At 31.5% G+C, this 25,426-nt stretch carries 31 protein-coding genes, 3 tRNA genes and 1 pseudogene; 8 read left to right on the top strand and 27 right to left on the bottom strand.

Features of this window, described 5'->3' with window-relative positions:
• Positions 1–42: 42 nt before the first annotated feature.
• From B6F84_RS11050 to B6F84_RS13925, 4 genes and pseudogenes are all read right to left on the bottom strand, one after another.
• Complete coding sequence (locus B6F84_RS11050) at positions 43–585, bottom strand: hypothetical protein (RefSeq protein WP_148692287.1); 543 nt, start codon at positions 583–585, stop codon at positions 43–45.
• A 111-nt stretch (positions 586–696) separates the two neighbouring features.
• Positions 697–1,101: a hypothetical protein gene (locus B6F84_RS11045; protein ID WP_148692286.1), complete on the bottom strand. Its 405-nt coding sequence runs from the start codon at positions 1,099–1,101 to the stop codon at positions 697–699.
• 342 nt (positions 1,102–1,443) lie between these two features.
• Positions 1,444–1,872 (bottom strand): annotated as a pseudogene (locus tag B6F84_RS14110) (conjugal transfer protein).
• A gap of 8 nt (positions 1,873–1,880) precedes the next feature.
• Positions 1,881–2,042, bottom strand: a complete 162-nt coding sequence (locus B6F84_RS13925) for a hypothetical protein (protein WP_187152689.1) — start codon at positions 2,040–2,042, stop codon at positions 1,881–1,883.
• Between the two features lie 668 nt (positions 2,043–2,710).
• Here B6F84_RS13925 and B6F84_RS11035 point away from each other — a divergent pair.
• From B6F84_RS11035 to B6F84_RS11025, 3 genes are all read left to right on the top strand, one after another.
• Positions 2,711–3,211 carry a hypothetical protein gene (locus B6F84_RS11035; protein WP_148692909.1) on the top strand — a complete coding sequence of 167 codons (501 nt, stop codon included), beginning with the start codon at positions 2,711–2,713 and terminating at the stop codon, positions 3,209–3,211.
• A 934-nt stretch (positions 3,212–4,145) separates the two neighbouring features.
• Positions 4,146–4,233, top strand: a tRNA-Thr gene (locus B6F84_RS11030).
• 12 nt (positions 4,234–4,245) lie between these two features.
• A complete protein-coding gene (locus tag B6F84_RS11025; protein WP_148692285.1) occupies positions 4,246–4,596 on the top strand; it encodes a hypothetical protein in 351 nt (116 codons plus the stop codon).
• Positions 4,597–5,017: 421 nt separating this feature from the next.
• Here the strand turns inward: B6F84_RS11025 and B6F84_RS11020 are convergent.
• Positions 5,018–5,090, bottom strand: a tRNA-Gln gene (locus tag B6F84_RS11020).
• A 65-nt stretch (positions 5,091–5,155) separates the two neighbouring features.
• On the opposite strand from B6F84_RS11020, the gene B6F84_RS11015 reads away from it, so the two are divergent.
• From B6F84_RS11015 to B6F84_RS11000, 4 genes are all read left to right on the top strand, one after another.
• The gene (locus B6F84_RS11015; RefSeq protein WP_148692284.1) at positions 5,156–5,896 is read left to right on the top strand and encodes a hypothetical protein; all 741 of its coding nucleotides are present in this window, start codon (positions 5,156–5,158) and stop codon (positions 5,894–5,896) included.
• 81 nt (positions 5,897–5,977) lie between these two features.
• Positions 5,978–7,222: a phosphoglycerate kinase gene (locus B6F84_RS11010; protein ID WP_187152783.1), complete on the top strand. Its 1,245-nt coding sequence runs from the start codon at positions 5,978–5,980 to the stop codon at positions 7,220–7,222.
• Positions 7,219–8,241, top strand: coding sequence for a phosphorylating glyceraldehyde-3-phosphate dehydrogenase (locus B6F84_RS11005; RefSeq protein WP_148692282.1), 1,023 nt, complete (start codon positions 7,219–7,221; stop codon positions 8,239–8,241). Before B6F84_RS11010 ends, B6F84_RS11005 begins: the two co-directional genes overlap by 4 nt.
• Positions 8,238–8,645, top strand: coding sequence for a universal stress protein (locus B6F84_RS11000; protein WP_148692281.1), 408 nt, complete (start codon positions 8,238–8,240; stop codon positions 8,643–8,645). Before B6F84_RS11005 ends, B6F84_RS11000 begins: the two co-directional genes overlap by 4 nt.
• Positions 8,646–8,665: 20 nt before the next feature.
• Here the strand turns inward: B6F84_RS11000 and glyA are convergent, their stop codons facing one another.
• The 6 genes from glyA to speD form a co-directional block, all read right to left on the bottom strand.
• Positions 8,666–9,961 (bottom strand): serine hydroxymethyltransferase, encoded by a 1,296-nt coding sequence (gene glyA / locus B6F84_RS10995; protein WP_148692280.1) that lies wholly within the window; start codon positions 9,959–9,961, stop codon positions 8,666–8,668.
• Between the two features lie 295 nt (positions 9,962–10,256).
• Positions 10,257–11,486 carry a hydroxymethylglutaryl-CoA reductase (NADPH) gene (gene hmgA / locus B6F84_RS10990; RefSeq protein WP_148692279.1) on the bottom strand — a complete coding sequence of 410 codons (1,230 nt, stop codon included), beginning with the start codon at positions 11,484–11,486 and terminating at the stop codon, positions 10,257–10,259.
• Positions 11,486–11,881 carry a Zn-ribbon domain-containing OB-fold protein gene (locus B6F84_RS10985; RefSeq protein WP_148692278.1) on the bottom strand — a complete coding sequence of 132 codons (396 nt, stop codon included), beginning with the start codon at positions 11,879–11,881 and terminating at the stop codon, positions 11,486–11,488. The genes hmgA and B6F84_RS10985 overlap by 1 nt, the downstream gene beginning before the upstream one ends.
• Before the next feature lie 4 nt (positions 11,882–11,885).
• Positions 11,886–12,962, bottom strand: a complete 1,077-nt coding sequence (locus B6F84_RS10980) for a thiolase family protein (protein WP_148692277.1) — start codon at positions 12,960–12,962, stop codon at positions 11,886–11,888.
• Positions 12,962–14,008: a hydroxymethylglutaryl-CoA synthase gene (locus B6F84_RS10975; RefSeq protein WP_148692276.1), complete on the bottom strand. Its 1,047-nt coding sequence runs from the start codon at positions 14,006–14,008 to the stop codon at positions 12,962–12,964. Before B6F84_RS10975 ends, B6F84_RS10980 begins: the two co-directional genes overlap by 1 nt.
• Before the next feature lie 136 nt (positions 14,009–14,144).
• A complete protein-coding gene (gene speD / locus B6F84_RS10970; RefSeq protein WP_148692275.1) occupies positions 14,145–14,537 on the bottom strand; it encodes an adenosylmethionine decarboxylase in 393 nt (130 codons plus the stop codon).
• 362 nt (positions 14,538–14,899) lie between these two features.
• Between speD and B6F84_RS10965 the strand changes: the two genes are divergently transcribed.
• A tRNA-Arg gene (locus tag B6F84_RS10965) sits at positions 14,900–14,989 on the top strand.
• A gap of 28 nt (positions 14,990–15,017) precedes the next feature.
• Here B6F84_RS10965 and B6F84_RS10960 read toward each other — a convergent pair.
• The 16 genes from B6F84_RS10960 to B6F84_RS10885 form a co-directional block, all read right to left on the bottom strand.
• On the bottom strand, positions 15,018–15,653 hold the full coding sequence (locus tag B6F84_RS10960) for a DUF434 domain-containing protein (RefSeq protein WP_148692274.1): 636 nt from the start codon (positions 15,651–15,653) through the stop codon (positions 15,018–15,020).
• The gene (gene alaS / locus B6F84_RS10955) at positions 15,616–18,333 is read right to left on the bottom strand and encodes an alanine--tRNA ligase (protein WP_148692273.1); all 2,718 of its coding nucleotides are present in this window, start codon (positions 18,331–18,333) and stop codon (positions 15,616–15,618) included. The genes B6F84_RS10960 and alaS overlap by 38 nt, the downstream gene beginning before the upstream one ends.
• A 59-nt stretch (positions 18,334–18,392) precedes the next feature.
• Positions 18,393–18,707, bottom strand: a complete 315-nt coding sequence (gene rpl12p / locus B6F84_RS10950; RefSeq protein ID WP_148692272.1) for a 50S ribosomal protein P1 — start codon at positions 18,705–18,707, stop codon at positions 18,393–18,395.
• 45 nt (positions 18,708–18,752) lie between these two features.
• Complete coding sequence (locus B6F84_RS10945) at positions 18,753–19,754, bottom strand: 50S ribosomal protein L10 (protein ID WP_148692271.1); 1,002 nt, start codon at positions 19,752–19,754, stop codon at positions 18,753–18,755.
• Positions 19,751–20,407, bottom strand: a complete 657-nt coding sequence (locus B6F84_RS10940; protein ID WP_148692270.1) for a 50S ribosomal protein L1 — start codon at positions 20,405–20,407, stop codon at positions 19,751–19,753. The genes B6F84_RS10945 and B6F84_RS10940 overlap by 4 nt, the downstream gene beginning before the upstream one ends.
• Before the next feature lie 5 nt (positions 20,408–20,412).
• Positions 20,413–20,919: a 50S ribosomal protein L11 gene (locus B6F84_RS10935; protein WP_148692269.1), complete on the bottom strand. Its 507-nt coding sequence runs from the start codon at positions 20,917–20,919 to the stop codon at positions 20,413–20,415.
• A gap of 11 nt (positions 20,920–20,930) precedes the next feature.
• Complete coding sequence (locus tag B6F84_RS10930) at positions 20,931–21,389, bottom strand: transcription elongation factor Spt5 (protein WP_148692268.1); 459 nt, start codon at positions 21,387–21,389, stop codon at positions 20,931–20,933.
• Between the two features lies 1 nt (position 21,390).
• Positions 21,391–21,570, bottom strand: coding sequence for a protein translocase SEC61 complex subunit gamma (locus B6F84_RS10925; RefSeq protein WP_148692267.1), 180 nt, complete (start codon positions 21,568–21,570; stop codon positions 21,391–21,393).
• Between the two features lie 31 nt (positions 21,571–21,601).
• The gene (gene ftsY, locus B6F84_RS10920) at positions 21,602–22,516 is read right to left on the bottom strand and encodes a signal recognition particle-docking protein FtsY (RefSeq protein WP_222703227.1); all 915 of its coding nucleotides are present in this window, start codon (positions 22,514–22,516) and stop codon (positions 21,602–21,604) included.
• Positions 22,517–22,776: 260 nt separating this feature from the next.
• A complete protein-coding gene (gene pfdA / locus B6F84_RS10915; RefSeq protein ID WP_148692265.1) occupies positions 22,777–23,217 on the bottom strand; it encodes a prefoldin subunit alpha in 441 nt (146 codons plus the stop codon).
• Positions 23,218–23,222: 5 nt separating this feature from the next.
• Positions 23,223–23,489 (bottom strand): 50S ribosomal protein L18Ae, encoded by a 267-nt coding sequence (rpl18a, locus tag B6F84_RS10910; protein ID WP_148692264.1) that lies wholly within the window; start codon positions 23,487–23,489, stop codon positions 23,223–23,225.
• A 1-nt stretch (position 23,490) separates the two neighbouring features.
• Positions 23,491–24,162 carry a translation initiation factor IF-6 gene (locus B6F84_RS10905; RefSeq protein WP_148692263.1) on the bottom strand — a complete coding sequence of 224 codons (672 nt, stop codon included), beginning with the start codon at positions 24,160–24,162 and terminating at the stop codon, positions 23,491–23,493.
• The gene (locus tag B6F84_RS10900; RefSeq protein ID WP_148692262.1) at positions 24,159–24,425 is read right to left on the bottom strand and encodes a 50S ribosomal protein L31e; all 267 of its coding nucleotides are present in this window, start codon (positions 24,423–24,425) and stop codon (positions 24,159–24,161) included. Before B6F84_RS10900 ends, B6F84_RS10905 begins: the two co-directional genes overlap by 4 nt.
• Before the next feature lie 4 nt (positions 24,426–24,429).
• Positions 24,430–24,585, bottom strand: coding sequence for a 50S ribosomal protein L39e (locus tag B6F84_RS10895; protein WP_148692261.1), 156 nt, complete (start codon positions 24,583–24,585; stop codon positions 24,430–24,432).
• A complete protein-coding gene (locus tag B6F84_RS10890) occupies positions 24,582–24,938 on the bottom strand; it encodes a DNA-binding protein (RefSeq protein ID WP_148692260.1) in 357 nt (118 codons plus the stop codon). Before B6F84_RS10890 ends, B6F84_RS10895 begins: the two co-directional genes overlap by 4 nt.
• Before the next feature lie 6 nt (positions 24,939–24,944).
• Positions 24,945–25,403 (bottom strand): 30S ribosomal protein S19e, encoded by a 459-nt coding sequence (locus tag B6F84_RS10885; RefSeq protein ID WP_148692259.1) that lies wholly within the window; start codon positions 25,401–25,403, stop codon positions 24,945–24,947.
• Between the last annotated feature and the right edge of the window lie 23 nt (positions 25,404–25,426).

Raw genomic sequence — 25,426 nt, 5'->3', positions numbered from 1 at the left:
CTAAATTAATAATATCTGAATAACATCAATAAGTTTAAGTCTTTATCTTTCTCCGAAACGGTACTTGTAAGTCTCAATTTTACTCCTTAAGTTATCAACGAGCGCTTTAGTCTCAAAGCTCACACTCTTTTCTCGCATAGCCTCCTCAGCCCTTGACAAGTACTCCTTAGCCCTCAAATAAAAATCCTTGTTGTCATAAGCTACAGCATTCTGCAAATACATCATGCCAAGCATGGCTAACAGCTTAATATACTCTTCACCTTTAGCAAACTTAAGTCTAGCCTCAAAACTCTTAATATATTTCTCATCAATAGGTTGTCCGCTATCCGGTAAGATGTTAATGAATTTCCTCTTCATAAAGGGGGCAATAAGACCACGACTTTCTAAGTATCTGTTAAAGTAAATAACCGAAACCGCAAATCCTAATATAGAAATAATAGTACTAAGAGTATTGGCCAGTGTCATATCATGTAGTATATAGTAAAGAATAGAAAACGATAGAACCGCAGCCACTGTACTAGGTAAACCTATAAATAGTAATGCTAGACCGAGCCATTTAAAAAAGGATAATCTCTTTTCTTCCATAACCTATTCCCTGGTTAGTATTATTCATAATACTTAAAAAATTTCCTAACAACATAGACCAGCTTTCTGGCATAGATATTCTCCACCTAGCCCGCAAGCAGTTGCTACTCCTCATTCTATCGGATTTGGATCTTTCCCTTCTTCACTTTTTTGTTGCAAAGGGTAAGGTTGGTATAGTTTGTCTGGTATTAGTACTTCCTTATTCTCTATCCTCTTAGTCCTGGTTCCACAACCAGACACTCCTTCCTTAATCAAAACCCTATGCTTATCCCCTTCCCTTCCTAAATACTTCACTTTAAAACTTCTAAGTACGCTTTCAGACCCGTAGTTTATCCTATAGGTTATCTCGTGGTCACCGAAAGGATCACCCTCTATTAACTGACTCCATTGAATTATCTTTGACGGTTGTCCTTCATACTCTATTAATGTCACTCCTTGTCTAAAAATTCGCTTATCATCTTTCTTCTCTTCATAATGCAACAATTTAACACTCTTAGGCATTAAACTCTGAGGCATGGAAGAATTGAGAACTTTTAAAAAAAGTTAACTATAATGGAATACCTTAACACTATTCATCACTTATTTTGCTTCTAACCTAACTAGGTTATAGTTTGAAAGAGTGTGCAATTATCTTTTGAAACTAGATGCAACAGAAGTCCTTAAATCAGCATAGAGATGCTAACAGCCTTAACAGATACCGAAGATATGAATAAGAAGATCAAAGAGGATAAAGCTATGTTCAAATATCGTAGTTTCATCAAAAAATTAATTAGTGTTGAGTATAAAGACAAAATCTCCACGTAAGAAGATAATGCATAGAACTCTTTGTACATTTAAAGAAAATTTGTAAATATTTAGTTAAAGATCATTAGCCTTAATAATTAGTCTAACGTTTCTGTCGAAGCATATCATTATTCTTGAGAAGAAATCTTCCCTACCTAAAATTAGGCTGGGATATATACCCTCACCTAAGTTTGCGAAGTCTAAAGATGTCACGGTATCTGTAATGTCTCATTAAGTTCCACGAAATGAAATTTTATGTTATACCTTTCTTTTGTAGTGAGCAGATTAGAAATTATAACTTTATCGACTAAACGGTTTTTAACGAGGATTCATCAAAACACTTTAAGAACGTATCATTTCTAATGATAGAAAACCTGCTTCCAGTATCTGGAAGGGCGTAAACTAAATACTCACTACCTAGTTTTGGACACTCCATTTCACTTTAAGTAAAGGTAAATACGTATCATTAACCTTGACAAAAGGTACTTCTATCTCGCGAGACATTATTGACTCTATACATACTTGATGGAAACTAAAATATCGTAAGTTCCTTTCTTATAACCCTTCTTCTCCATGATCCTATCAATCTCCTCTTCAGAATCAGCCTCAGCCACAATCCTCCTATCATAATCTATTGCATAGTACTTCTTCACAACCTTGATGGTAGTAGTCATATTCTCAAATTAAATATGAACTACATAACTTTAACTTTATCTACTATACTACGCTCTATTGTTTTGAACTAGAGATGCTTATGTAGCTAGCTGTTTAGTATTTAAAACCTTAAAATGTATTTTTCACTTAGAGAAAGATTAAAGAAGTGTTAGAAGATGGTAATAATAATAGTTGCAAAAATCAGTACAATGTTGTTAGCTATTTAATCTAAAAAACCGAATATGACAAAAATCTTTTTAGTGATATTTTCTAAAATCAAAAAGGGAATAATAGTCATTTCATAGATAGAATATTATGGTAATAAGTTCAAGATTTATAACAGACGGGGGTTCAAAGGGGGCGGAAAACTTCGCCTCTTTGCGGTAGACCCAAAATTGTATTCCAAAAATAATTCTTAAACGCTTATTTACACTATAGATTTATTTTCAATGGGTGATTTTGGGTCTATCGTCACCGAAGGGGACTTTCACCCCTTAACCAAAAAAGTTAAAATTATTTATATTAAAAGTATAAATACTAATGTGAAAATATTAGTATGATTAATTTTTGCTTTTATTTATAGCTTTTTATTTATAAATCTATTATAGCTATGTATATTGATTATCATAAAGTACTAAATCTTAGCAAAATTTATATTTTAGTTACTACTATATATACAGTGTTGATAATGTCTAAAGAGAGTTATAAAGAATTACTTGAGAAATCAAATATTAAAGTGGTAAAACAAGTACAGCTCAAGGACGGATATTACATAATTGAGGATAGGCATATTTCAACGTCTCATAGCGTACTTCATAAGATAAAAAGTTCGTTAGACGACACGAAGGTAATAACAACGGTTACTCAGAGTGATGATGGAATGCTGAGGATTACTCTTTACATGTATAAGGTAATTGGAGATAAGGACGAACAAGGGTTTTACACAATTAAGAGTAATGGAATTTATATAAATATTAAAGGAGACAATGTGAAAGTATTTGAAAGCGGACCAGAAGAAGTGAAATCACCGTTAGTTGAGTCTAATCCAGGCGAAGAAAAGGAGATGTTATTAAAGGTTTTAACTAAAGGTACTAAAGAGAACGAAATGTTCGCCAAGTTCCTAAATGCAAACGGAAGTAACGGATTGTTAGACCTTGCAAAGAAGACTGACTTTCGTAAGGTAATGTAATAATGCCAGGCGTAGATGAGTGAGCGACAGAAATATGTATTGATGGAGATTGTGAAGCTGTTTGTACTGTATGTTGAAGTTTACCTCCTGGTACAGATACAGCAAGTATGCAGGGTGTCTGGAACTCTGTGCAAGTAGTGTAGGCTGTGGCGTGATTGACTGGGCTTTCCCACTATATGATCCCTAGTTAAAACTAATTATAAAACGGACTAAAGTAGATTAGTCTTTTTATATTGCCTTGATGTATCCATATTATCCTTGAATATTGTTTATATCTTGCTCGTATAATTAACTATGTTGAGCTAAAGGGATTTGATAACAAGGAAATGAAGATAGCAGGTATGAGGGTAAGCGAGTATTACCTTAAATATAGAGATGAGTTTTGATATGCGTTAACTGAGATAGTTTAACGGTTTAACGTCCTATGCGCAGTAGATGTAAAAATCAGATATCCATTTTAATAATATAATAATATATACTGTTATGCCTTTAACAAATCGCGTTAAATTTTAGAAGTTTATTTAACGTTTTTGACATCCGGTTGTCCGGGGTTCAAATCCCCGCGGCGGCATTCTCCTTGTTTTTTCGTTAAATTGAAATGATTTTGCTCCTTTATAGGGAGAATAGAATTTAACACATATCGATAAACTATTTAACGTTCAAGCCTTCTTTTCCAAGGGATATCATAAAAGATAACTATTAAGAATTAATAGACTGCATAATATAAAATATTTCTGTAAAAAATTTTTGAAGATATTAAAGTATCTTAACCATTATTTAGATTTAATCATGGAATTAATCAGGTAATTCACTTTAACGGTAATGCCAACTACCAATATTATACTCTGGATGATATTTGAAAGTATTAACTTTACTACTTTAACCCAAATTTTAGAAGGAAAAAATTAAAAGGATAAGTGGAATATGATATTATGCCGTCGTAGCTCAGCCTGGTAGAGCGCCGGCCTTGTAAGGGACTCCATGAAAGCCGGCGGTCGCGGGTCCGAATCCCGCCGACGGCTCACGGTGACCATATGAATTCTAAAACAGAAATGCAAATAGCCTTAATGAGATGTCAAAATAAGCCTGTCAAACAAATAGCGAAAAAACTTGGAGTCAATAGGGAAGACATAGAAGCTGTAATAAAAAAATGGATAAGCTATACGGATAAATATCTAGAAGAACTAACAAAAAATAGAAAAATAAAGAATAACAAGCCTGATCCTGGACTAATTTTAAATATGATACAAAATGTTGAGGAACTCTTAAAAAATGATGACATTTTAGATTATATTGCTTTACATAGATCAGATTATCATGATAGATATATGGATTGTATAAGATACAAAATATATTCTTATATAAAAGAAAAGAAATTGATATAACGTTAATATTATATTTTTATTTTTATAAATATACTATGTTATTTTAGTATGTTAGTTTTCTGTTACTATCTTTTCCTCATTTTAATATAATATGATATAAAGTGTTCATAATCATAAGAAGATTAAATCTAAATTTATAAACCATTAAATATAATATTGCTAAGACGTTAATTATAAATCTTCATATTTGCCTGTTTTTGTTGAGTAGAGTTAATCTCAAACAGAAATTTTGTGTGTAACTTTTTATGATATTTGATGTATTGAGTAAACTTTCATTATCTATATGATTGATTTCTATTTCTAATAGTTAGGAATAGTATCATATAAGTAAAATACGCTCATCTACTTTTATTAATAATTTAAGTCATATAGTGATTAATAATCGTTATGTATTCCCGTATTACTCGACTAGATTATAGTATAGCCGAGCCCGGATTCGAACCGGGGTCCCAGGGGCCAAAGCCCTGGATCCTTGGCCGCTAGACTACTCGGCTAAATATAGTTATTAATTAGAATGTTTTAAAGTTTTCATGCTATATTTTTTAGTGAGGTTATGATTTTGTTTGATATCTTCAAGAGAGAGAAAACGAAGGATTCTTATGTTTCTGATGAGCTTGGAGAATGGATTATAATTTCTAATAATTCTAAGTTATCTTTACTTTATAAGTTGATAGAAAAGTCTATTAAGAAGTTGGGTGTTAAGTCGTTTAATTTATATATTATTCACTTTTCTGAGGATCGTGAAATAAAAAATTTGTTTTCTGTTAAAGGTCTCATTAAGACTAAAAATATGCTAAGAGAGGCTGATTTTACTCAAAAACTTGAGGATATGTTATCTGAATATGGAGTTTTAGGAGAGATAGACAGTTCTAAATTAAGATTTTGTAATACAAATTATATATTTTTCAGATTTGATATCCTTTTAAAGAAAATGAGGAAAAGTAAGTCTGATGTTAAAGTTCTTTTGCCTCCTTTAGGAGTAAAGTCTATGAGAATTCCTTATACTTCAAAAGAATTATTTAAAGATATTTTTGAGAATGATTCAGGCAGTATATGTACTTCAAATTTAGATTTAAAAGATGATAAAAATGTTAGAATAGTAGCTATCTGTTCAGATAACATAGATTTGGAGAATTTGAAATATGCTCTATCTTACTTCACTAAAGATTTCAATATATCTGTTAGATATTCTGGAGTTAGAAATTTGGAAGTGCAAGTTATCATCAAGGATTTTAATAAGAATGCGTTAATTCCTTTACTATGGGATAATTTTCTCGATACTTATGTTTCTTCTTGCTAATATAATAGCAGATCATGTAATAATTGTTAGGCTATAGTATAATATATAAGTTAGTTTGTACAAAATAGTATGGGGATCCTTCTGATAAAGATAAATAATCTCCAGATTCCTACTTTAGACGATGTTGATTTTGTTGGAAAGAAATTATTGGTTAGAATTGATATTAATTCTCCAGTTGATCCTAAAACTGGTGAGTTATTGGATGATTCTAGAATTAAGGCTTATATTCCTACAATAAAGGAACTTTTAGAAAAAGGTAATTCAATTGTTTTAATCTCACATCAAGGAAGGCCTGGAGATAGCGATTTTATATCTCTTAATGAACATGCTAATCTTCTCAATAAATATTTGGGGTTTAATGTAGAATTCGTAGAAGATGTAATGGGGCCTTATGCGAGAGAAAAAATAAAAAATATGAATAAAGGAGAAATAATTCTTTTAGACAATGTTAGATTTGTATCTGAAGAACTTATAGAAGCTCCTCCATCCCAGCACGCTAAGAGTTATTTAGTTAGAAGATTATATCCTCTTTTTGAAGGTTATGTTAATGATGCATTTGCAGCTTCGCATAGAAGTCAAGCCAGTCTTGTAGGTTTTCCTATGCTTTTAAAATCTTCAGTAGGTAGAGTAATGGAACGTGAAGTTTCTGCATTAGCTAAAGTTTTTAATCCTGAAGATTTCCCTAAGGTTTTTGTCTTAGGTGGAGGTAAGGTTTTAGATAGTTTAAGGATAATAGAAAACCTAGTTAAGAGAAGGTTAGCAGACAGAATTTTGACTGGAGGTCTTATTGCAGAATTATTTGCGTTAGCCAAAGGCTTAGATCTAGGTAGAGAAAATATGCAAATTCTAGAGAAAAAAGGTTTGATTTCTTTAGTTCCTAGAGCCAGGAGAATATTATTATCTGGTGGGCCAATAGAAATTCCTGTTGATTTTAAAGTTGAAAAAGAAGGTGGTAAAATAGTAGAAGAACCAAGTAACAAAGTTTCTGGTATTATAAAAGATATAGGTAGCACAACTATGGAGATATACTCGTCATTTATTAAAGATGCAAAGCTGATAGTAATGAGAGGTCCTATGGGAGTTATTGAAGATGAAAGATTTAGGGATGGGAGCAAGAAAATTCTAGAAAACGCTTTAGAGAGCCAAGGTTATCTAATAATTGGTGGAGGTCATATGATAAGTATGCTAGGTGGAACAGCTGAAGTAAATTCGTCTAAAGTTCATGTTAGTACAGGTGGTGGAGCTTTATTGCTCTTCTTAGCCGGAGAGACTTTACCAGCCTTAGAAGCGTTAGATATTTCAAGTAAAGAGGCGATTAAGAAATGATTAAAGTTTCATTAAATGGATATGGAACTATAGGTAAGAGAGTAGCTAATGCAATTATTTTACAGCCTGATATGGAGTTAGTAGGTATAGCTAAAACTTCGCCAAATTATGAGGCTTTAGTAGCGCAGAAGTTAGGATATAGAATTTTTGTACCTGAAAATTCGGTTAAGAGTTTCGAAGAAAGTGGAATAAAAATTGCAGGAACAATAGAAGATATGATTAAAGAATCTGATATAGTAGTTGATACTACGCCTAATGGAGTAGGAGCTAAGTACAAAGAAACCTATCAAAAGTTTTCTAAGAAGGCTATATTTCAAGGTGGAGAAAAAGCAAATGTTGCAGAAGTATCTTTTTCTGCTCTTTGTAATTATGATGAGGCAATTAATAAGCAATATATAAGAGTTGTTTCGTGTAATACGACTGCATTATTAAGAACAATTTGTACTATTAATAGTGTAAGCAAAATTGAAAAAGTTAGAGCTACAATAGTTAGGAGAGCAGCAGATCCTAAGGAAGTAAAAAAAGGTCCTATTAATTCTTTAGTAGCAGATCCAGTATCTGTTCCAAGTCATCACGCTAAGGATGTAAATACAGTATTAAAAGATCTAGATATTGTTAGCATGGCTGTTATAGCTCCTACTACGCTTATGCATGTTCATCTTCTTAATATTACTTTGAAAACTGCAGTAAGTAGGGAAGATGTTATATCTAAGATTTTAGAAACTCCTAGATTAGTTTTAGTTAGAGGTAAATCAGAAATAACTTCAACTGCAGAAATAATAGAGGTTGCTAGAGATTTGGGTAAATTAAGAAACGATATCCCTGAAGTAGTGATATTTGAAGATTCAATTTATACTAAGGGGAATGAGCTATTTTTAATGTATGCAGTGCATCAAGAGTCTATTGTTGTTCCAGAAAATATTGATGCTATAAGAGCTTCAATGAATTTAGCTTCTAAGAATGAATCTATAAGAATTACTAATGCTACGTTAAATATAAAGGGAGGGTATTTAATATGAGTTCTCCTACATATACTGTAAGTTTATGGTTTAGAAGAATTCTAGTCCCAATTGATGGTTCAGAGAATAGTATGAGAGCATTAGAACTAGCAACAGATTTTAGTTTGAGATATGGTTCTAGGTTAACATTACTTCACGTATGTTATGACTGTAATGAAGTTGAGCATCTAAGAAAGAAGGTAGATGAAAGAGTTGCAGGTAAGATTGAATATGATTTTAGAACAGTTAAATTAGGTAATGATAGTAGCGTAGCTAATGAGATACTTAATATAATAAATCAAGATACTTATGATGCTGTAATAATGGGTGCGAGAGGAACTTCAGTTAATAGTGATATAAATATAGGATCTACAGTCTTATCTGTAGCAGCTAATGCATCAATAACTGTAATAATAGTAAGATGATTTAATTTTTTAATAAAAAATTAAATTATCATTGGAATACTTTTTGTTGAATATGAAGATAAGTCAACGTTAAATGTATATTTGACGTCTAGGAATTTTTGTCTTAACGCTATAACTTCCTTCTTTACATCCTTAGGGTCTTTATTGTCTATAGCTACTTTCTTGATTAATTCTGCTACCTCTTCTATATCGTCTTCTTTCATCCCATATCTTGTCATTTCTTGAACTCCTATCCTTAATCCACTTGGATTGTTAACGTCTTCAGGTTTATCACATGGTAATAGATTCTTATTTACTATTATGTTAGCTTCTTCAAGCATTTTAGCTATTTTTGCTCCTCCTCCTAGTTCTCTAACGTTTACTGCTACTTGGTGGCTTTTTGTATATCCTAGATGTTCTCCTACTACTTTAAATCCTCTTTCTGCTAACGATTCTGCTAATTTTTTAGCATTTTTAGTGATTTGTGAAGCATAATCTTTTCCAAAATATTTCATCTCTATTAGAGCTACAGCTGTTGCTGGTAATCTATGTAAATGATGATTACTTACAAACCATGGGAATATAGTTCTTGATACTTCCTTAAATATAGTTTCATCATTAGATAATATTGATCCTCCTTGAGGTCCTGGAAAGGTTTTATGAGTTGAAGTAGTCATGAAATCTGCTCCTTCGTCTAATGGGTTACTCCACGCTTTTCCAACTATGAGGCCATATACATGTGCTGCATCATAAACTAACTTAGCTCCTACTGAATGAACATATGGAGCTAATTCTTTAGTTGGATGAGGGAATAAATATAAACTTCCTCCTAAAACTACAAATTTAGGTTTTATTTCTTCTATCATTTTTGCAGCTTTATCTATATCTACATTCATATTTTCTTTATCGTAAGGCATTTCTATGTGCTCTATCCCTAATGCTCCTAAAGTTCCGAATTTAGTATGGCTTACATGAGATCCTGCTTGTACTGGGGCTATTAATGCTTTATCTCCAGGCTTTGCTAATATTCTAAAAACTGCTGCATTAGCTAGAGTTCCACTTATTGGTCTCAAATCTGAGAATTTAGCTGGAGTAACTTCGTTCATTAAATTTATCGCTAATGTTTCTATTTCGTCAACATATTTTGTTCCTTGATAAAATCTTTTATACGGTTTTCCTTCAGCATATCTTGACATAAAATCGCTCATATATACTGCTTCTGCTGTAGGACTCATTACGTTTTCAGATGCTATTAAATTGATTGTTTGAGTTCTTCTCCACGTATTTTGCTCTTTCGTAAGCTGAAGAACTTTTTCTAATTCATTTGGAATTTCCATGGCTTATACTCTGCAAAAGAGAAAAATTAAGCTTTTATGCTGTGTAAAAACACTGAAAAATATAGAGAAATACAAAATAATCTATAGTTAGATTGCAAACGTATATACTACAAAGACGTTTAACTTACGTATATTTTAATTGAAAAACGTATATATTCCTATAAGGTAAACTAAATTTTTACAATAGCAATTTGCACATTACTTTATATATTTTTATAAAATCATTAAGTCCAAGCTTATCATGGAAGTTATTAATTTTTTATACCCATATCCTTTGCTATTAAAGCAAAAACGCTTATGTTTTTATTCCTCTACCTAATGCTTTGTGTGCTTTTCCTAATTCCTTATTACTTAGAGCAGCAAGTAAGTTTAATTCTCCAGATAGTACTGTAGCAGCTACTATTTCTGCAAATTTTTTAGCATTACTTCCTATTGGATTTCCGCTTCCTGCTACTCCTAATATTGATAGAGCTTCTCTCTGTGTAGGTAATCTGGTTCCTCCTCCAATAGTGCCTACTTCTAGTGATGTTAGTGTTATAGAAATGTATAGATCATTATTTCTTACTTCTGTCCATGTGTATCCGGAACTACTTTCTACAATTTGTGCAGCATCTTGACCAGTAGCTAAGAAAATTCCTGCTATTATATTGGCAAAATGGGCATTAAACTGATACATGTTTCCTGCTCTTGCTCCACCTAATAAATTCTTTCTAATATTTATGTTATTTATTGCTTCTGCTGAAGTATGAAGTACTTTTTTAAGTACATCTTCTTTTATCATTGCCTCAGCTGTTACTGTTTTTCCTCTTCCTAACAATGAGTTTACCATTGATTGTTTTTTATCGCTACACATATTTCCGCTTACTGCTATACATTTGGCTTTTTCAAAATTACTTTCTATATAATTGCATAATGCTTCTGATGCTATTGTTGCAATATTCATACCCATAGCATCTCCAGAAAAAAACACAAATCTTAACCAAACGTTATTTCCTAAAGTGAAAGGTTGTATATCTACTAATTCTCCATGAGTAGTAGTTGTTTTTGCAACATCCTTAAGTTCTTCCTTATTTTTTCCTATCCACTCTAAGAATTCTGCTACGGAATTTATATCTGGTAATACAAAGAGTGGAGCTCTAGCCATTCCATCGAAAAAAATCTTTACTTTTGCTCCTCCGGATTCAGATATAGCTTTTGCTCCTCTATTTACGCTAGCTATTAATGCACCTTCTGTCGTAGCAATAGGTACATAAAAAAATCCTTTTGCATAATCGCCATCAACTTTTAATGGACCTACAATCCCAACAGGTATTTGTATTCCTCCAATAACATTTTCTGCATTTCTATTTTTTATTTCACTATAATCTAGGATTGTAGATCCTATAGATGGTAGTTGAATATTTAGTATTTTTTCCAGAGCTAATCTTCTAGCCACCATTGCAGCATTAGCATCTAGCAGATTGTCAATTTCATGAAGCTGTATTTCTCCGTTAACTACTTTGTTTATCACTTCGTCTATATCCATTATACCAACCTAAATTTTATACCATATTCTATTAATCCATTAGTAGAATCAGATTTTAATTTTCTAACTGTAGCTTCTACTCTAGAATTTTCTTTAAGGTTGGACTCATCTACATCTGTTAGTGGTGCTACTATTTCAATTCCTTCATCCAATTTTATATAACCAACATAGATTGGTGTAGTTTTTTCGAATCCTGGTCTATTTTGGTATGCTACGGTCCAACTAATTAATGTACCTTTTCCTGATAATTTTATTTTAGAAATGTTGAAAGATTTGCATTTATTACAGAATTCTTGGTACGGAAATACTATATTTCCACATTTGTTGCATTTTCCTGCTATCAGAGTATATAAGGTTTCTTTATTTCTCCATAACTGTGGAGGGAACACTTTCATTTTTTTAACACCTCTGTAAGTTTATAATATATGACGTAGTGCCTAATTCATCCGTTGAAATAACTGTTCCTCTTTCACCAGAAGCTCTTTTACCTGGGAACTTTTCTGTTAATTGCATATATTCTTCTGCTATTTGATATATTCCAGTAGCTCCGCCTGGATATCCTCTTGATTTTAATCCTCCGCTGAAGTTTACTTGAATTGAATCTAACATTGATAACGATTTTCCTTTTTCTAGTCCTATTTCTTCAAGGATCAAAGCTGCATTTATACTATACGAATCATGAATTTCTAATATTTCTGGTTTGAAGTCTTTAGTCTTGTTAAAAGCTTCCCTTACTGCCGGTAATTCAAGAACATTAAATTCTGAATTTGCTGAGGTTATAGAAGCTATCTTTACTTTTCCTTCTGTTTTTAAATTTACATCATCGGAAGTCATTAATATTGCTGCTGCACCGTCTGCTCTAGGGGATGTATCAAATAATCTTAAAGGATCAGATACAACTTGTGATGTTGATATTGTTTTCTTATCTGCTTGAAATCTAAGAAAAGCATAGGGATTTTCTGCTCCATTTTTATGCATTAAATATGGCCATTCAGTAAAATAATCATAATCTACATTATACTTTTTCATATACATTTTCATCCTTAATGCAGAATATGATTGAGGAATCAATCCTTCTCTATATGAGAATTTTTCGTCCAAATTTTGGGAAATTATATCATTAACAAAATGCATAGGAAAATCTCCTAATTTCTCTACACCAACTACTAGTGCAGTTTTTATCATTCCTGACTTTATCATATAATACGCAGTAGATATTGCTGCGCCTCCACTTGCGTCTCCATTTTCAATTCTAAACGTTAATGTATTAATTCCGAGCGAATTAGCTAATTTAGTTGATAATAATACTTGGTCTGCAGTTTTTTCGGAATAGGAATTAGATACTATTAACGCATCTATTTTTAGTTGATCATTAAGTATCTCTTTTGATGCCTTGATTGCTAGGTCAAGTAATCCTTCTTCATAATGTTTATCAACTTTTAACATAGAAGAATCTTGAATTAGTACTTCTACCATTATTCATACACCTTGTATTTATTTGTATACTTAGCGTATTCTGCATAACTAACTGTTTTCTTTTTCTCTAAATAATATTCTGTTGTATAAGCTAATTTCTGTTTTTCCAAAACTTTGTCTGTTACTATAAAACTAAAAGCGTCTGCTCCAGCTCCACTTCCAAATGGAGCTACAAGTATTCTCTGATTAGGCTTTGCAATATCTAATACTTTTGCAAAGCCTAGTAATGCTGATGCATTATATGGATTGCCTATGTAAGGTGAAACTAATCCATCTTTTACCTTTTCTAACGGAATATTAAGTTTCTTTGAAATTTGAAGAGGAAACTTACCATTAGGTTGGTGAAATACGAAATAATCGAAATCTGTAGGTTTAAGTCCATAATCTTGGAATAATTTATCCACTGCAGATAAGATATGTGCAAAATATGCAGGTTCACCAGTGAACGATTCTCCATGTAATGGATAAGGCATACCATCTCTCCTCCAGAAATCTGGAGTATCAGTAGTAAATGAAGACATACCTTCTAATATTGCTGCAGATTCTTCTGCTTTACCAACTATAAATGATACAGCAGCTGCGGCAGAGCTAAGCTCTAATATGTCTCCAGGATTTGATTGTGCAGTATCAGAGCCTACCACTAGTCCATATTTTATTCTCCCACTATCTACCATAGATAATGCTAGACCTAATCCTGCTGAAGCAGCTCTACAAGCAAATTCTAAATCTGCACTCAGAGAATAATGAGATAACCCTAATGCATCAATTAGTATTGTTGCAGTAGGTTTTACCGCATAAACTTTTGATTCAGAACCGAATAATGTAAGTTGAATATCCTCTGGATTTATTTTTGCCCTACTTAATGCATTTTTAGATGCTTCTATTGCCATAGTCGTGGAATCTTCATCAACAGCTGGTACAGATTTCTCAGTCAGACCAAGGACTTTTTTAGTGCTGGCTTCTTTACCCCATGTAGATTGAATTTCATTAATGTCTATTCTATATCTTGGGATATATGATCCCCATCCTACAATACCAGAACGCATGCCATATAATGCAGACTATATTTTTTAAAGTTTTTCTATTGTGAATACTGGATATAGACAGTTGTCTATAAAAACAAAAAACATCAACATGACTAAAAATATTTTTTATTGACATTTAGCAGGAGAATTTGAAAAATTAATCTGAACTTCTATCAGCGTAAAATGACTGATATCTTTTTGGTTTTAGACTGTTTACAATATAGTTAAAAGCAGCCTGTGGATCACTCTGCTCTCCACATGTATAAACATCAACTGTAGCATAATTATATTCGTTCCACGTGTGAAGAGCAATATGACTTTCTTCAACTAATGCTAAGACTGAAACTCCACCTTTTTTGCCGCCGAAGCTCCAAGCCTTTATTTCTACAAGATTCATATGAGCTATATTTACTGCTTCTAAGACAAGTTTTTCTAAGAACTCTTTATCCTCAAGCAAATTCTCGTTGATGTCATAAAGGTTTCCAAATACATGTTTCCCTATGATTTTTTGTTCATTGTCTTGTGTTTTGAAAATTAGGCTTTCGTTCATTTCCTTTCCTAATACCCTCCAATTTCATCTTATAATAATGACTTATAAATGTAACTAGGTGATTCTTATTCAGATTATTTTATAGCTCATAATACTGGATTTTCCCACATATTGGATTTCTGTTTGCCTAAAATTTATGCCTATATTAGACTTTGATAATATCTATAAAATTAAATTATAATTATTCAATGATATTTATATCATATTTATTAGATCTTATAACTAAAATTTCATTTATATTAAACTTAAGAGATAATTAACTTTTGTGCTTACTTTAATTTAGCTATATATTTGGTATTTTCTTATTGGTTCTGCTTTATCTTTCCGAAAAACCTTTAATCTATAATACTTAATTTCTTTATGGACCCGTAGCTCAGCCAGGATAGAGCGCCGGCCTCCTATAGGCCGGAGTTAGTCGGTGGTCGTGGGTTCGAATCCCACCGGGCCCGCCACATTTAACTTTTACTAGTTTTAGCATTATTATAGATCATCTGGTATTTGTGGTAAGTCTACGTATTCCTTAATAAAAAGTCCTATCATATCATGTATTCTTTTAGCCTTTTCTAATATTAGAAAGTCATTACTTATTATGGAATAATCATCGTTTTCAGCTTCTCTTATTACTATTTCTTTATCAGCAGTTTTTTCTAATTTTGCATTAATTTTTCTTGTTTTTAGATTTTTCATTATTTCTCCGCTATGACTTATTTGAGAATCTAGAATAATTATAAGCTCTACTATTCCCATACTAAAACAAAACTCTGAAAATAATATTAAGATATCTAATATTCTAGAATCATCTTTTTTCTTTCCTATTCCTAAATCTCTTACAAAACCGTCATCGCATATGAATGCTTCATCGTTGTCTAACGCGTTTAGTATTGTAATTGCAACATTAAATCCATCTATTATTAATTTTTTACTAAGAAAGAGTTTTAGTTTGATATTTTCTATTTCTTTATCTGAATGAGTACATCTATATAATAATAGTCTTTCTTTTTGAGTTAATATATATCTAGAAGTAACTAAGTCTAGAGCAGACTTTCTATTATAACCTCTATTTAAAAGAAATTTATAGTCAATGTAAGCTTCTTTTAATTTCGTCTTTGATATCATTTATTATCTCTTCTCTATTCTTGTTTGAAATAGTTATACTTCCATACGTTCCTTTTCCTCCTCCTTTTCCTCCTTTATTTCTTAACATTGATATTATGTTATCCACTTTAAGATCTTTACTGCATGCTATATCTACTATATTATTATTTATTGATATTACATAAGTTTTTTCTGTATTTGAAGTCAATTTTTTGAATAAATTTTTGATTATTTCATCATCTTTTACTTCTGCTGGCAATATTTTTAGTATTATATCTGTGCCTTCTACTTTTTCTGTAATAGTTTGTTTTTCTGCATACTCTTCGAAGAACTTTTTATATTCTGATAACTCTTGTTTTACCTTAGTAAAATCTTGCAACGTTCTTCTAAGTTTTATTTCTAATTGGTCAACTGAAGTGTTAAGATCTTTTGATACTTCATTAAGTGTGTCTTCTAATTTTCTAGCATAATTAGATACCATATCTCCTGCAACATATTCCAATCTTATTACTCCATCTTGTATTTTTTCTGTATTTATTATTTTTATACCTCCTATTTCGCTAGTGTTACTTACGTGTGTACCACCACAACTTTCAACATCCCAATCTTTTATTTCAAGCAATCTTATAATTGGTTTATTTACTACACCTCCTTCGTAAATAGAAACACCATAAGTCATTTCAGCTTTCATTCTGTCTAACTCTATAGCTTTTACTGGTCTTCTATCATTTATCACATAATTGCACATATCTTCGAGTTCTTTAATTTCCTCTGGAGTGAGCATTTTATAATGAGTTATATCTAATCTAGCTTTCTCAGGAGTTTTTTCTGCTCCTGCTTGCCATACATGTTCGCCTAATAATTTTTTGGCAGCTGCTAATACAACATGAGTAGCTGTATGATGTTTCATTAGCCTATATCTCCTTTGCCAGTCTATTTCTCCATATACTTCTTCGCCTTCTTTTGCTTGTACTTCTTTATCTAGAATATGTACTACTACATCTCCAACTTTTTGTGTATCTATAACCTTTACTTCTTCGTTATTCTGGAATTTGATTATGCCAGTGTCGCCTAATTGTCCGCCTCCTTCTGGATAAAATACAGTTTTATCTAGTATTAGATAATTTTTGTAGATTCCAAGTATTTTTGCAGTAAAGTCTCTTTGATATTGATCTTTATAGTACAATTTCTCTGTAGACGAAAATTTTTTAGCGAATTCTGCTATATCTGGAGTTAATTTCTGTTTTTCTTTTTCTCCCTTTATGGGAGCACTTTGATGTCTTTTTGCAACTATAGCATAGAAATTAAAAGGAATATCTACTTTTATTCCTTTTTTACTTAGCTCATCTGCTATTATATCTGGAGATATCCCATTAGAATCATAAATTTGTACTAAGTCTTCTGTGGTTATATTGGATTTTTTAGCTAAAGTAGAAGCTACAGAACCTACTTTACTTAAGATTTCTTTATATTTTTCTTGCTCATTTTCTATAGAGTCTAATATATAATCTTTATTTTTTTGCATTTGAGGGAAGTCTTCTTTCCAGAATTCAATCTGTTCTTTCATTAGCTCGTTTAGATCTATATCGCTTTGTAGGAATTTTAATACTCTTAAAGTTCTTCTTATCAATAATCTTCCAAGATATCCTTCACCTGAATTTGATGGAACTAATCCATCAGCTAGCATTAATGCGATAGTTTTAGTATGATCTAGAACTTGGAAAACTCTAGCAGCTCTAAGTAATTCTTTTTCTACATCTTCTGTTTTTAAGCCCAAAGATTTAGCTACTATTTCTCTATGTATCTTAATCGTTTCTGGATTATCAGGATCTATTCTACCTGCAAATCTAGCTGCAGCTTTCAATAACTCTTCATCTACATAATTTTGATTTAATTTCTTAAAGAAAGTATATACCAAATTTCCATAGATCGCGTGAAATGCTGTGGGAGTTTTTTGTGTAAACCAAGCTAGTCTTTCTATTCCATATCCAGTATCTACTATTTTCAGTTTTAATGGAATATATTCTCCGTTGATTATTTGGTACTGCATAAATACTAGTGTAGCTAATTCTAATCCTCCAACAGTAACTTCAAATGATGGTCCTGCATTTCCTCCACCTTCCCACCAAGACTCTTTAAACGTTAGAAGTTCTTCTGGAATTTTCAATTCTTCTGTAAAGAATTGTTTAGATAATTCAACAGTTTTATCTTTCCAATAAACAAATTTGTCTGGATAGTTAAAGGCGTGATGTCCTCCCATTTCGAAAGTTGTTAAATGCCTACCAAATGTTATTCCAACGTTATCTACGTCCTCTAATCTTATACATGGTTGTGATACAACCAGTGGATTAGCTGGAGGTGGAACTAATCCACTAGTTACGTGAGGTTGAAAATCAACGATACTAGCTATAGTTAAATATAGGTCTTTTCTCCATCTAGCTATTACTGGTTTTGGTGGAATTATCGTATGACCATTCTTTTCAAAGAACTTTAAAAACGTCTTTCTAGCTTCACTAACACTAAGGTTAAGTTTCCCTATGTTAAGATCTAAAAAATCATAATCAGAACAAGGTATATCAGCGCAATTTGTTCTTTTTTGATCTGTAGTCCAAAATGGTGTTTTGCAGTTTTCGCATATTTTTCTTAAGTAATTATTTTTCTTAAAGAAGTCTAGCCTATACTCATTTTCATCCAATTTCATAATTAGAAAAAGCTAAAGAAGAATTAAAAAGACTATCTAAAGGATATAATAAAAAAATTTTAACCGAATAGAGATGCAAGTCCTCCTGCGATTTCTTCTTCGCTTGGTCCTTTCTTTTCTTCTTCTTTCTTCTCCTCTTTCTTCTCTTCTTTAGCTTGTGCTGGTGCTTGAGCTGCTGGTGCTGCTGTTACTTGCATTGCTGCGGCGTTCTTTAGTACATCATCTATATTTACTTCTTTTAATGCTGCTACTACAGCTTTAACTCTTACTTCATCTACATTTACTCCTGCTGCTGTGAGGACATTTTTTACTGCATCTTCAGTTATATCTTTTTTAGCTGAGTGTAATAATAGACTTGCGTATATGTATTCCATATTCTATCAACTTCTTTTACTTTGTATGCACCTTTAAAAACTTTATCAGCCAAATAATGAAGCTATTCCGCTTCCTACATCTTCTTCGCTTGGTCCTTTCTTTTCTTCTTCTTTCTTCTCCTCTTTAGTCTCTTTTTGTTCTGGTTTAGATTCTGGTTTTTGTATCTGTATTCCTAGGTCAACTTTATCGCTAATTGCACCTGCTAATGCGTATGCTTTGGCTAATGCATTAGAGAATACAGCTTCTGCTGTTTCTGGTGTTATGTATCCAGATTCTCTAGCTAAGGCTATTCCGTTTCTATATGCTTTGCCTAATGTTATCTTTAGAATTTCTGGTTCTGGATATGCTATTTCTACTCCTAATGCTAATGAATTCTTGTATGCTTCTGCGATTTCTGATGAGTATTCTGCAAGGTTTATTTCTAGTTGATCTGCTGGAATTACTAAATTATCGTGATATGCTACTTTTAGTTTTAATTTAATATATACTGGCATTATACCTAGTTTTTGTAATACTGGTGTTATATCTGCTGGGATTTCTTGTCCTGGTTCTGCAACTACTGTATCTTTTGTTACGTTAATTTTTCCATCTTGAACTCTTGTCGGAATTTTCAGTTTTCCAAATACGCTTATCATAGGTCCTGCAGGAATTCCTGTATCTCCAGCTGGTATTACTACTTCTTCATCTGCCTTATCACCTGGAATTGCATATCTCTTTAATTTGAACTTAGAAAGCATAATTGAAATTTCAAATGGATTTTTGTTAGTGAATATATATGCATTACTTCCAGTTAGGTAGTTTTCTAATTTGCTAACGTCTATTCCTGCCTCTTTTGCAGCAATCTCAAATAACGTATTTCTTGTAACTTTAATTTCTGCTATTTCTCTAAATTTCTTCCTTATATCGTGTAGTTTATCTGCTGGGAATCCTTCTAAGTTTGCTATTAATATGGTTTTACTGTTTGTTATTTTTTCTTTTAACTCTTTTACTTCTTCAATTTTCCATTGTGGTATCCTTTTTTGAACTGTAATGCTCATGATTATCACTTCATTTTAATTTGAATTGGTTTACCCATAGTTGTTTTAACATAAATAGCTTTTATATATGTTAGGTTCTTTAGTTTTCCTTCTATTGTGTTTAATACTGCTATTGCATTATCAGCCAAGTCCTCTGGTTTCTGGTCTTCACTTCCTATAAATATTTGAACGTGTGGTTGATCTTTAGTTTTTACTACTGTAGAATGCTTAAATCTTAATACATATTCTGAGACTTCAGAGGAAGTAGGTAGTGGTGTAGGGAATTTTCCTCTAGGACCTAATGCTGGTCCTAGTATTCTACCTGCTATTGGCATTGATTCTGGTGCAATTAAGAACCAGTCATTATCTCTAGCATATTTTCTTACTACTCTTTTTTGTCCGTTTAATTTTTGTAATTCTTCTTTGGTAAGTATTACATTTGGTTCTGCTTTTTTAACGGAATCTAATTGCTCAAATGTTGGAACTACTAAAACTCTTCTTTCTTTTGTAGGAGCTTTTGGTAATGGTACGATTTCTCTTAATTTTATTTCTCCTTTTTTCATATCTACGCCTCTAAAAGATACTATAAGATCAACACTTTGTTTAAAGTTTCTTTTAGGATTGTTATTCTCTAATAATGCTTCTTTTAATCCCTCTGTTAATTTATCTTTTGGAACTATCATAAATTTTACACCTTAGTCCATTTTTCTTCATATTTGGATAATATATCTTCATATTTTCCTTGATCTATTTCATCTATAATCTCTTTTGGATCTTTTTTATTTACAGTTAGACCTATTTGTCTTGCAGTTCCTAAAATGCTTTTAACTGCACTTTTAAGTGTTTTAGTTGTTAAGCTAGGCTTTTTAGTTATTGCTACATCTATAGCATCTTCTAGGCTTATATCTCCTATTTTCTTATGAGCTGGATCTCCAGAAGGTTGTTGTGCATTAGCCTTTTTCAATAGCAAAGATGATGTAGTTGGAATTCCTACACTTATTTCATATTCTTTAGTATCTACGTCGATATCTAATGTAACTGGTACTGTCATTCCCTTAAACTGTGCTGTTACATCGTTTATTTTCTTTACTACTTCTCCTACGTTTAATTTAAATTGAGAAAGGGTAGGACCTAGTGGTGGTCCTGGTTTTACATTCCCCCCTTCTACTACTATTTTTATAGTTTTTTTAGGCATAAACTATCACCTTAACTTTTCTTACTAGGTTTGACTTGATCTATTGGAATTGTTACTTCTAATGGGAAAGCCGATTCTAGAATATTTAACACTACCTCTTCCTTATCAGCGTTAAGTTTAATCACTTGAGCTTGCATACCTCTGAATGGTCCAGCTGTAACTTCTACCAAATCACCTTCTTTTATGGATGGTCCTACTATTTTCTTTGATACGATTTTAAGTATATCATCTTTGGGAACTAAGCCTTGCGCTACTCCTCTTACATTTCTGATTCCAGATATTAATAATTTTACTACGTGCGGGCCCGAAGCTTCGACTATTACATATCCTTTCAAATTTGGTGGAACAATTATAGAATATATTTCATTAATATTATTAGTTTTAGCTCTTTCTTCTAGCATTAGTCCAACATTTGTTTCTTGTCCACCAGTAACTTTTATTGCATAATAATTTCTTATTTTAGTTTCCAAATTACTCACCAATTAATGCCAAAGATAATTGAATTAAAAAGGCTAATAAGCCTACAAAAGCTAGTACAAGTAAAGTTACTTTAAGATACATATTAAACATATTTTTATCAGGTTTTTTGGACACGCTTATTATTCTTCTCCAATCTTCAGGAAGTCTTTTTATCCTTTCTATAATGTCCATAATAAGCAATTTGTTCTTCAAGAAAATTAATTTAACTGAATAGTTTCTCCATAAACCAATTTACGCTGAACGGAGTTAAATCTGAGTATTCTTGACCTATTCCAATATATAATACTGGTTTCTTTAATTCGTAAGCTAAAGATAATACTATTCCTCCCTTGGCATCAGCATCGACTTTTGTTAGTATTACTCCATCGTAATTTACTATTTCATCAAAATATTTAGCTTGTTCTAAAGCATCATTTCCTGCTAATGAATCTAATACTAATAATTTAAGATTAGGCTTAGCTATTCTTATTATTCTTTTTAATTCTTCAGTAAGATCTTTATCTACGTGCATTCTACCTGCAGTATCTATCAATACTACATCTATATTTCTACTTTTTGCAGATTTTATAGCATCAAAAGCTACAGATGCAGGATCTCCTCCATATTTTCCTTTTACTAGAGGGATTTTTAATTTTTCACAATGTAGTGCAAGCTGTTCTTGAGCTGCTGCCCTAAAAGTATCGGATGCAGAGACTATAACTTTTAAACCATGTTCTTTTAACATATATGCAAACTTTGCTATTGTGGTAGTTTTTCCTACACCATTAATTCCGAAGAATACTATAACATAAGGCTTCTCTGATTTTTTAATTGTGTCAATTAAATCATCTATAGACTTATTTTTTTCCAATATATCTTTTATTGACTTTTTTAATGATTCTTTAACTAGGTTTTCCAAATCCTCGCTTCTAGATACTTTTTTACCTATAAGAGCATTTTTCAAATCCTCTAAAATTTTGTCTGTGACTTCAAGTGATACATCGCTCTCTAATAGTTCATAACGTAATTCTTCTATTATATCGTTTATATCATCTTCTTTTAATTCTTTATATCTAAATATGTTAAAAATATTGAATCTACTACTAGATTGTTTTTTTTCGGATTCTTGTGCATTTATATTTGGAGTTGCATGAGAGTTTTCTTCTAATGTAGATTCAGTAGAAGGTATATTGGAAGGTATATTTTGATTGTAAGAAGATGATTGTGGTTTAGATTCTACTTCATCCGATTTTTTTTCTTCATTCTGAGAAAGAGGATGTTGTGCCAAATTTGTTTCTTCTATTTTCTCATTTTCTTGTTTAACTTGTTCTGTATTCTCCTTTTGTCTTAATTTATCAGTAAAATTAGAAAAAGCTTTTTTTAACTTATCAAAACAAATTATTCACCTTTCTGGTTGCTTTGTTGTTGGATACTTTTTAGAATTTCTGCTATTTGTGAATAAGCATTTATGCTTTCTGATAATTTTGAGTTGATATCTTGTAATGCCTGATTTAATTCATTTTCTCTACTTTCAAGGATTTTTATTGCTGTAGGTAATTCTACTTCGGCATAATAAGCCAAGCCTAAATAAACTAAAACCTTACTTTGTGGTTGTTGTTGTATTCTGAACATTAAATATCCTTTTTTATCGCTTGATACAAGCATTTCTTGTTGTTTACCTAGTTCTTCTATAGAATCCTTAGCTGAAGATATTGATGCTAAAGAATCTGCTAATTCTGCTTGCGCTTTTTGTAGTTCGTCTATTTGTTTTTTTAGAAGATCAGCTTGTGATAGTAAATCTTCTAATGAAATTACCATTTTACCTTGATTTTCACTCATTTTAATCACAGAATAATTTTGTTTAGCTTAGCAATATCTTTTACTCTTCTATCTGTTACTTCATCTTCTTTTACTTCTTTTACTTCTTGAATTTTTATATTGTATCTCTTTATTTTATTTTTGCTTCCTAAATACGAATATACATATTCTACTGCTTGTTTTTCATTTAATGCTCTAACATATTTGGTAAATTTTTGCATCGTAGGAAATTTGCTTTCATTAAATAATGCATTTCCTTTTATCATGTATATCTTTACTTTTCCTTCATTCATCTTAATCACCTAATGCTTTCTGAATTCTTAAAATCTCCGGACCTGTAGTAGATGATCCTACAAGCACTCCTTTATAATTTGCTATTAATCCACTTCTAATAAATGCGCTTCCAAAATTCACTGTTCCTATATCTATTTTCACTTTAAAGAAATTAGATAATTCAGCAACTTCATCATCTGTAGCATCTATATGTACTATTCCTCCTTTGTCAGTAATCATGCCTACTGAACCAACTACTGATACATTTGCTATTCTTCCTTTTTTTATACTATCTATCTCTAGAACTTTTTTTATCTCTTTCATTTCATAATCAGAAAATTCTGGATACAGTAGTGCTGCATAATCATTACATAATATTGTATTTCCTAATGCTGTAATATTTAGGTTAAGTACTTCGACTCTTATGTCTTTGGCAGCTTCTTTTATTGTTTTTAATTCATCTTCTCTAATATTTTTTGGCAGTAATATTACATTATTATTACCAGAAACAAACACGCCTATAAGATAGCTATCAGCTATTGTTGTTTCTATAATTTCTGTTTCTAGATTTTCTTTTATTATTTTTTTAGCTTCAGTATCTAAATTCTTAGGAACTAGAGTATATTTATCATTAGAAAAGAGATAAACTCCTATATTATCTGTGCCAAAAATACTTAATCTTTGAAGGTTCATTCAGACTTAATACCGAGTTTTACTAAATATGTTTTTTCATCTATTTTGTTTACTATAACCTTTATTCTATTTACAACTTTATCTTTCTTATTCGTTGATATTGCTTCAGCTAATATTGGGTCTATTATTACTTTCTCCGCGTTGAAATGCCTTGTTATTGTTTCTTTTATGTGATTTAAGGCTTTAGCATATCTTCTGCTTCTTCCACTTGTTGCTATTTTTCTTAAATTTATTGTCATCTCAAAATTATCCTTTTCTTTCATTTTATTACACCTTTAAACTATTTCTTCTCCAATTTCTTCTTACTGGGTTTATTCTAACTTTTCCGTTAGTCTTTAAAATTACCCATGCCGGTATTGGGCTATTTGTTTTTATAGCTTTTCCTAATCTGATTTTTTTGCCTGCTGGCTTATTCCTACTCATTTCCATCCTCTTTCTCTAATCTCTATTTTAAAGTCTCTTTTATTTTGTTCAGCTAATTGTGATAAGATTTCTTTTAGTTCATCATCTGTAATTGGCACTCTTATTCTTCCTGATTGTGCTAGTGCTATTAATTGATCCTCTAACGCTGTAGCCATATCTGCCTTAACTAGTTTTACATTATTTAGTCTTTGTCTTGCTTCTGGAGTTAATATTACTCTTAATAATGCTTCTTTTTTAGATTCTAATTCTGCTTTCTTTTGTCTTTCTTCTAATTCTCTTCTGCTTTCTTGTTGAGCTCTTCTAGCTAGTAAATTTTGAAGTTCAGGATCGTTTAAGTAATCATCTTCTGACATGGTTTATCACTCTAAATACTTCTTCAAAGAAGTATTTTTATCTGCAAGGTCTTTAAAGATTTCGTATGATAATTTATCTAACAAAGATATTCCTTTGGGTGATAGTTTTCTGCCATCTCTAGACTTTATTAGTAATCCAGCTTTTTCTAACTGTTGGAATATTAATCTTGTTGAATGGCCTGGAGCTTTAGCAACGTGAGGTGGATTGCTTCCTTTAGTTTTTATTCCACCGTATATAGTTTTTGATTTTTCTACACCGAAGGAATCATTATATAATCTTCTCATAATTGATGCAGCTCTGATATACCACCAATTTTCTATATCATCTGGAATTCTTTCTTTAAAGCTCGCTGTCTTAGAGAATAGTGACCATTCTGGAGGTTGCACTTCTTTTACATTCTCTTTTATATATGCGGATAATTTCTCTATTAGTATGTTTGCAGGAACCATATTTGCTGTAATCATATCTAGTTGAATGCATTGTTTAA

The sequence above is a fragment of the Acidianus manzaensis genome (genome assembly GCF_002116695.1).
In the GTDB taxonomy this organism is placed as follows: Archaea; Thermoproteota; Thermoprotei_A; order Sulfolobales; family Sulfolobaceae; genus Acidianus; species Acidianus manzaensis.
This window is presented reverse-complemented; position numbering and strand designations above follow the sequence as displayed.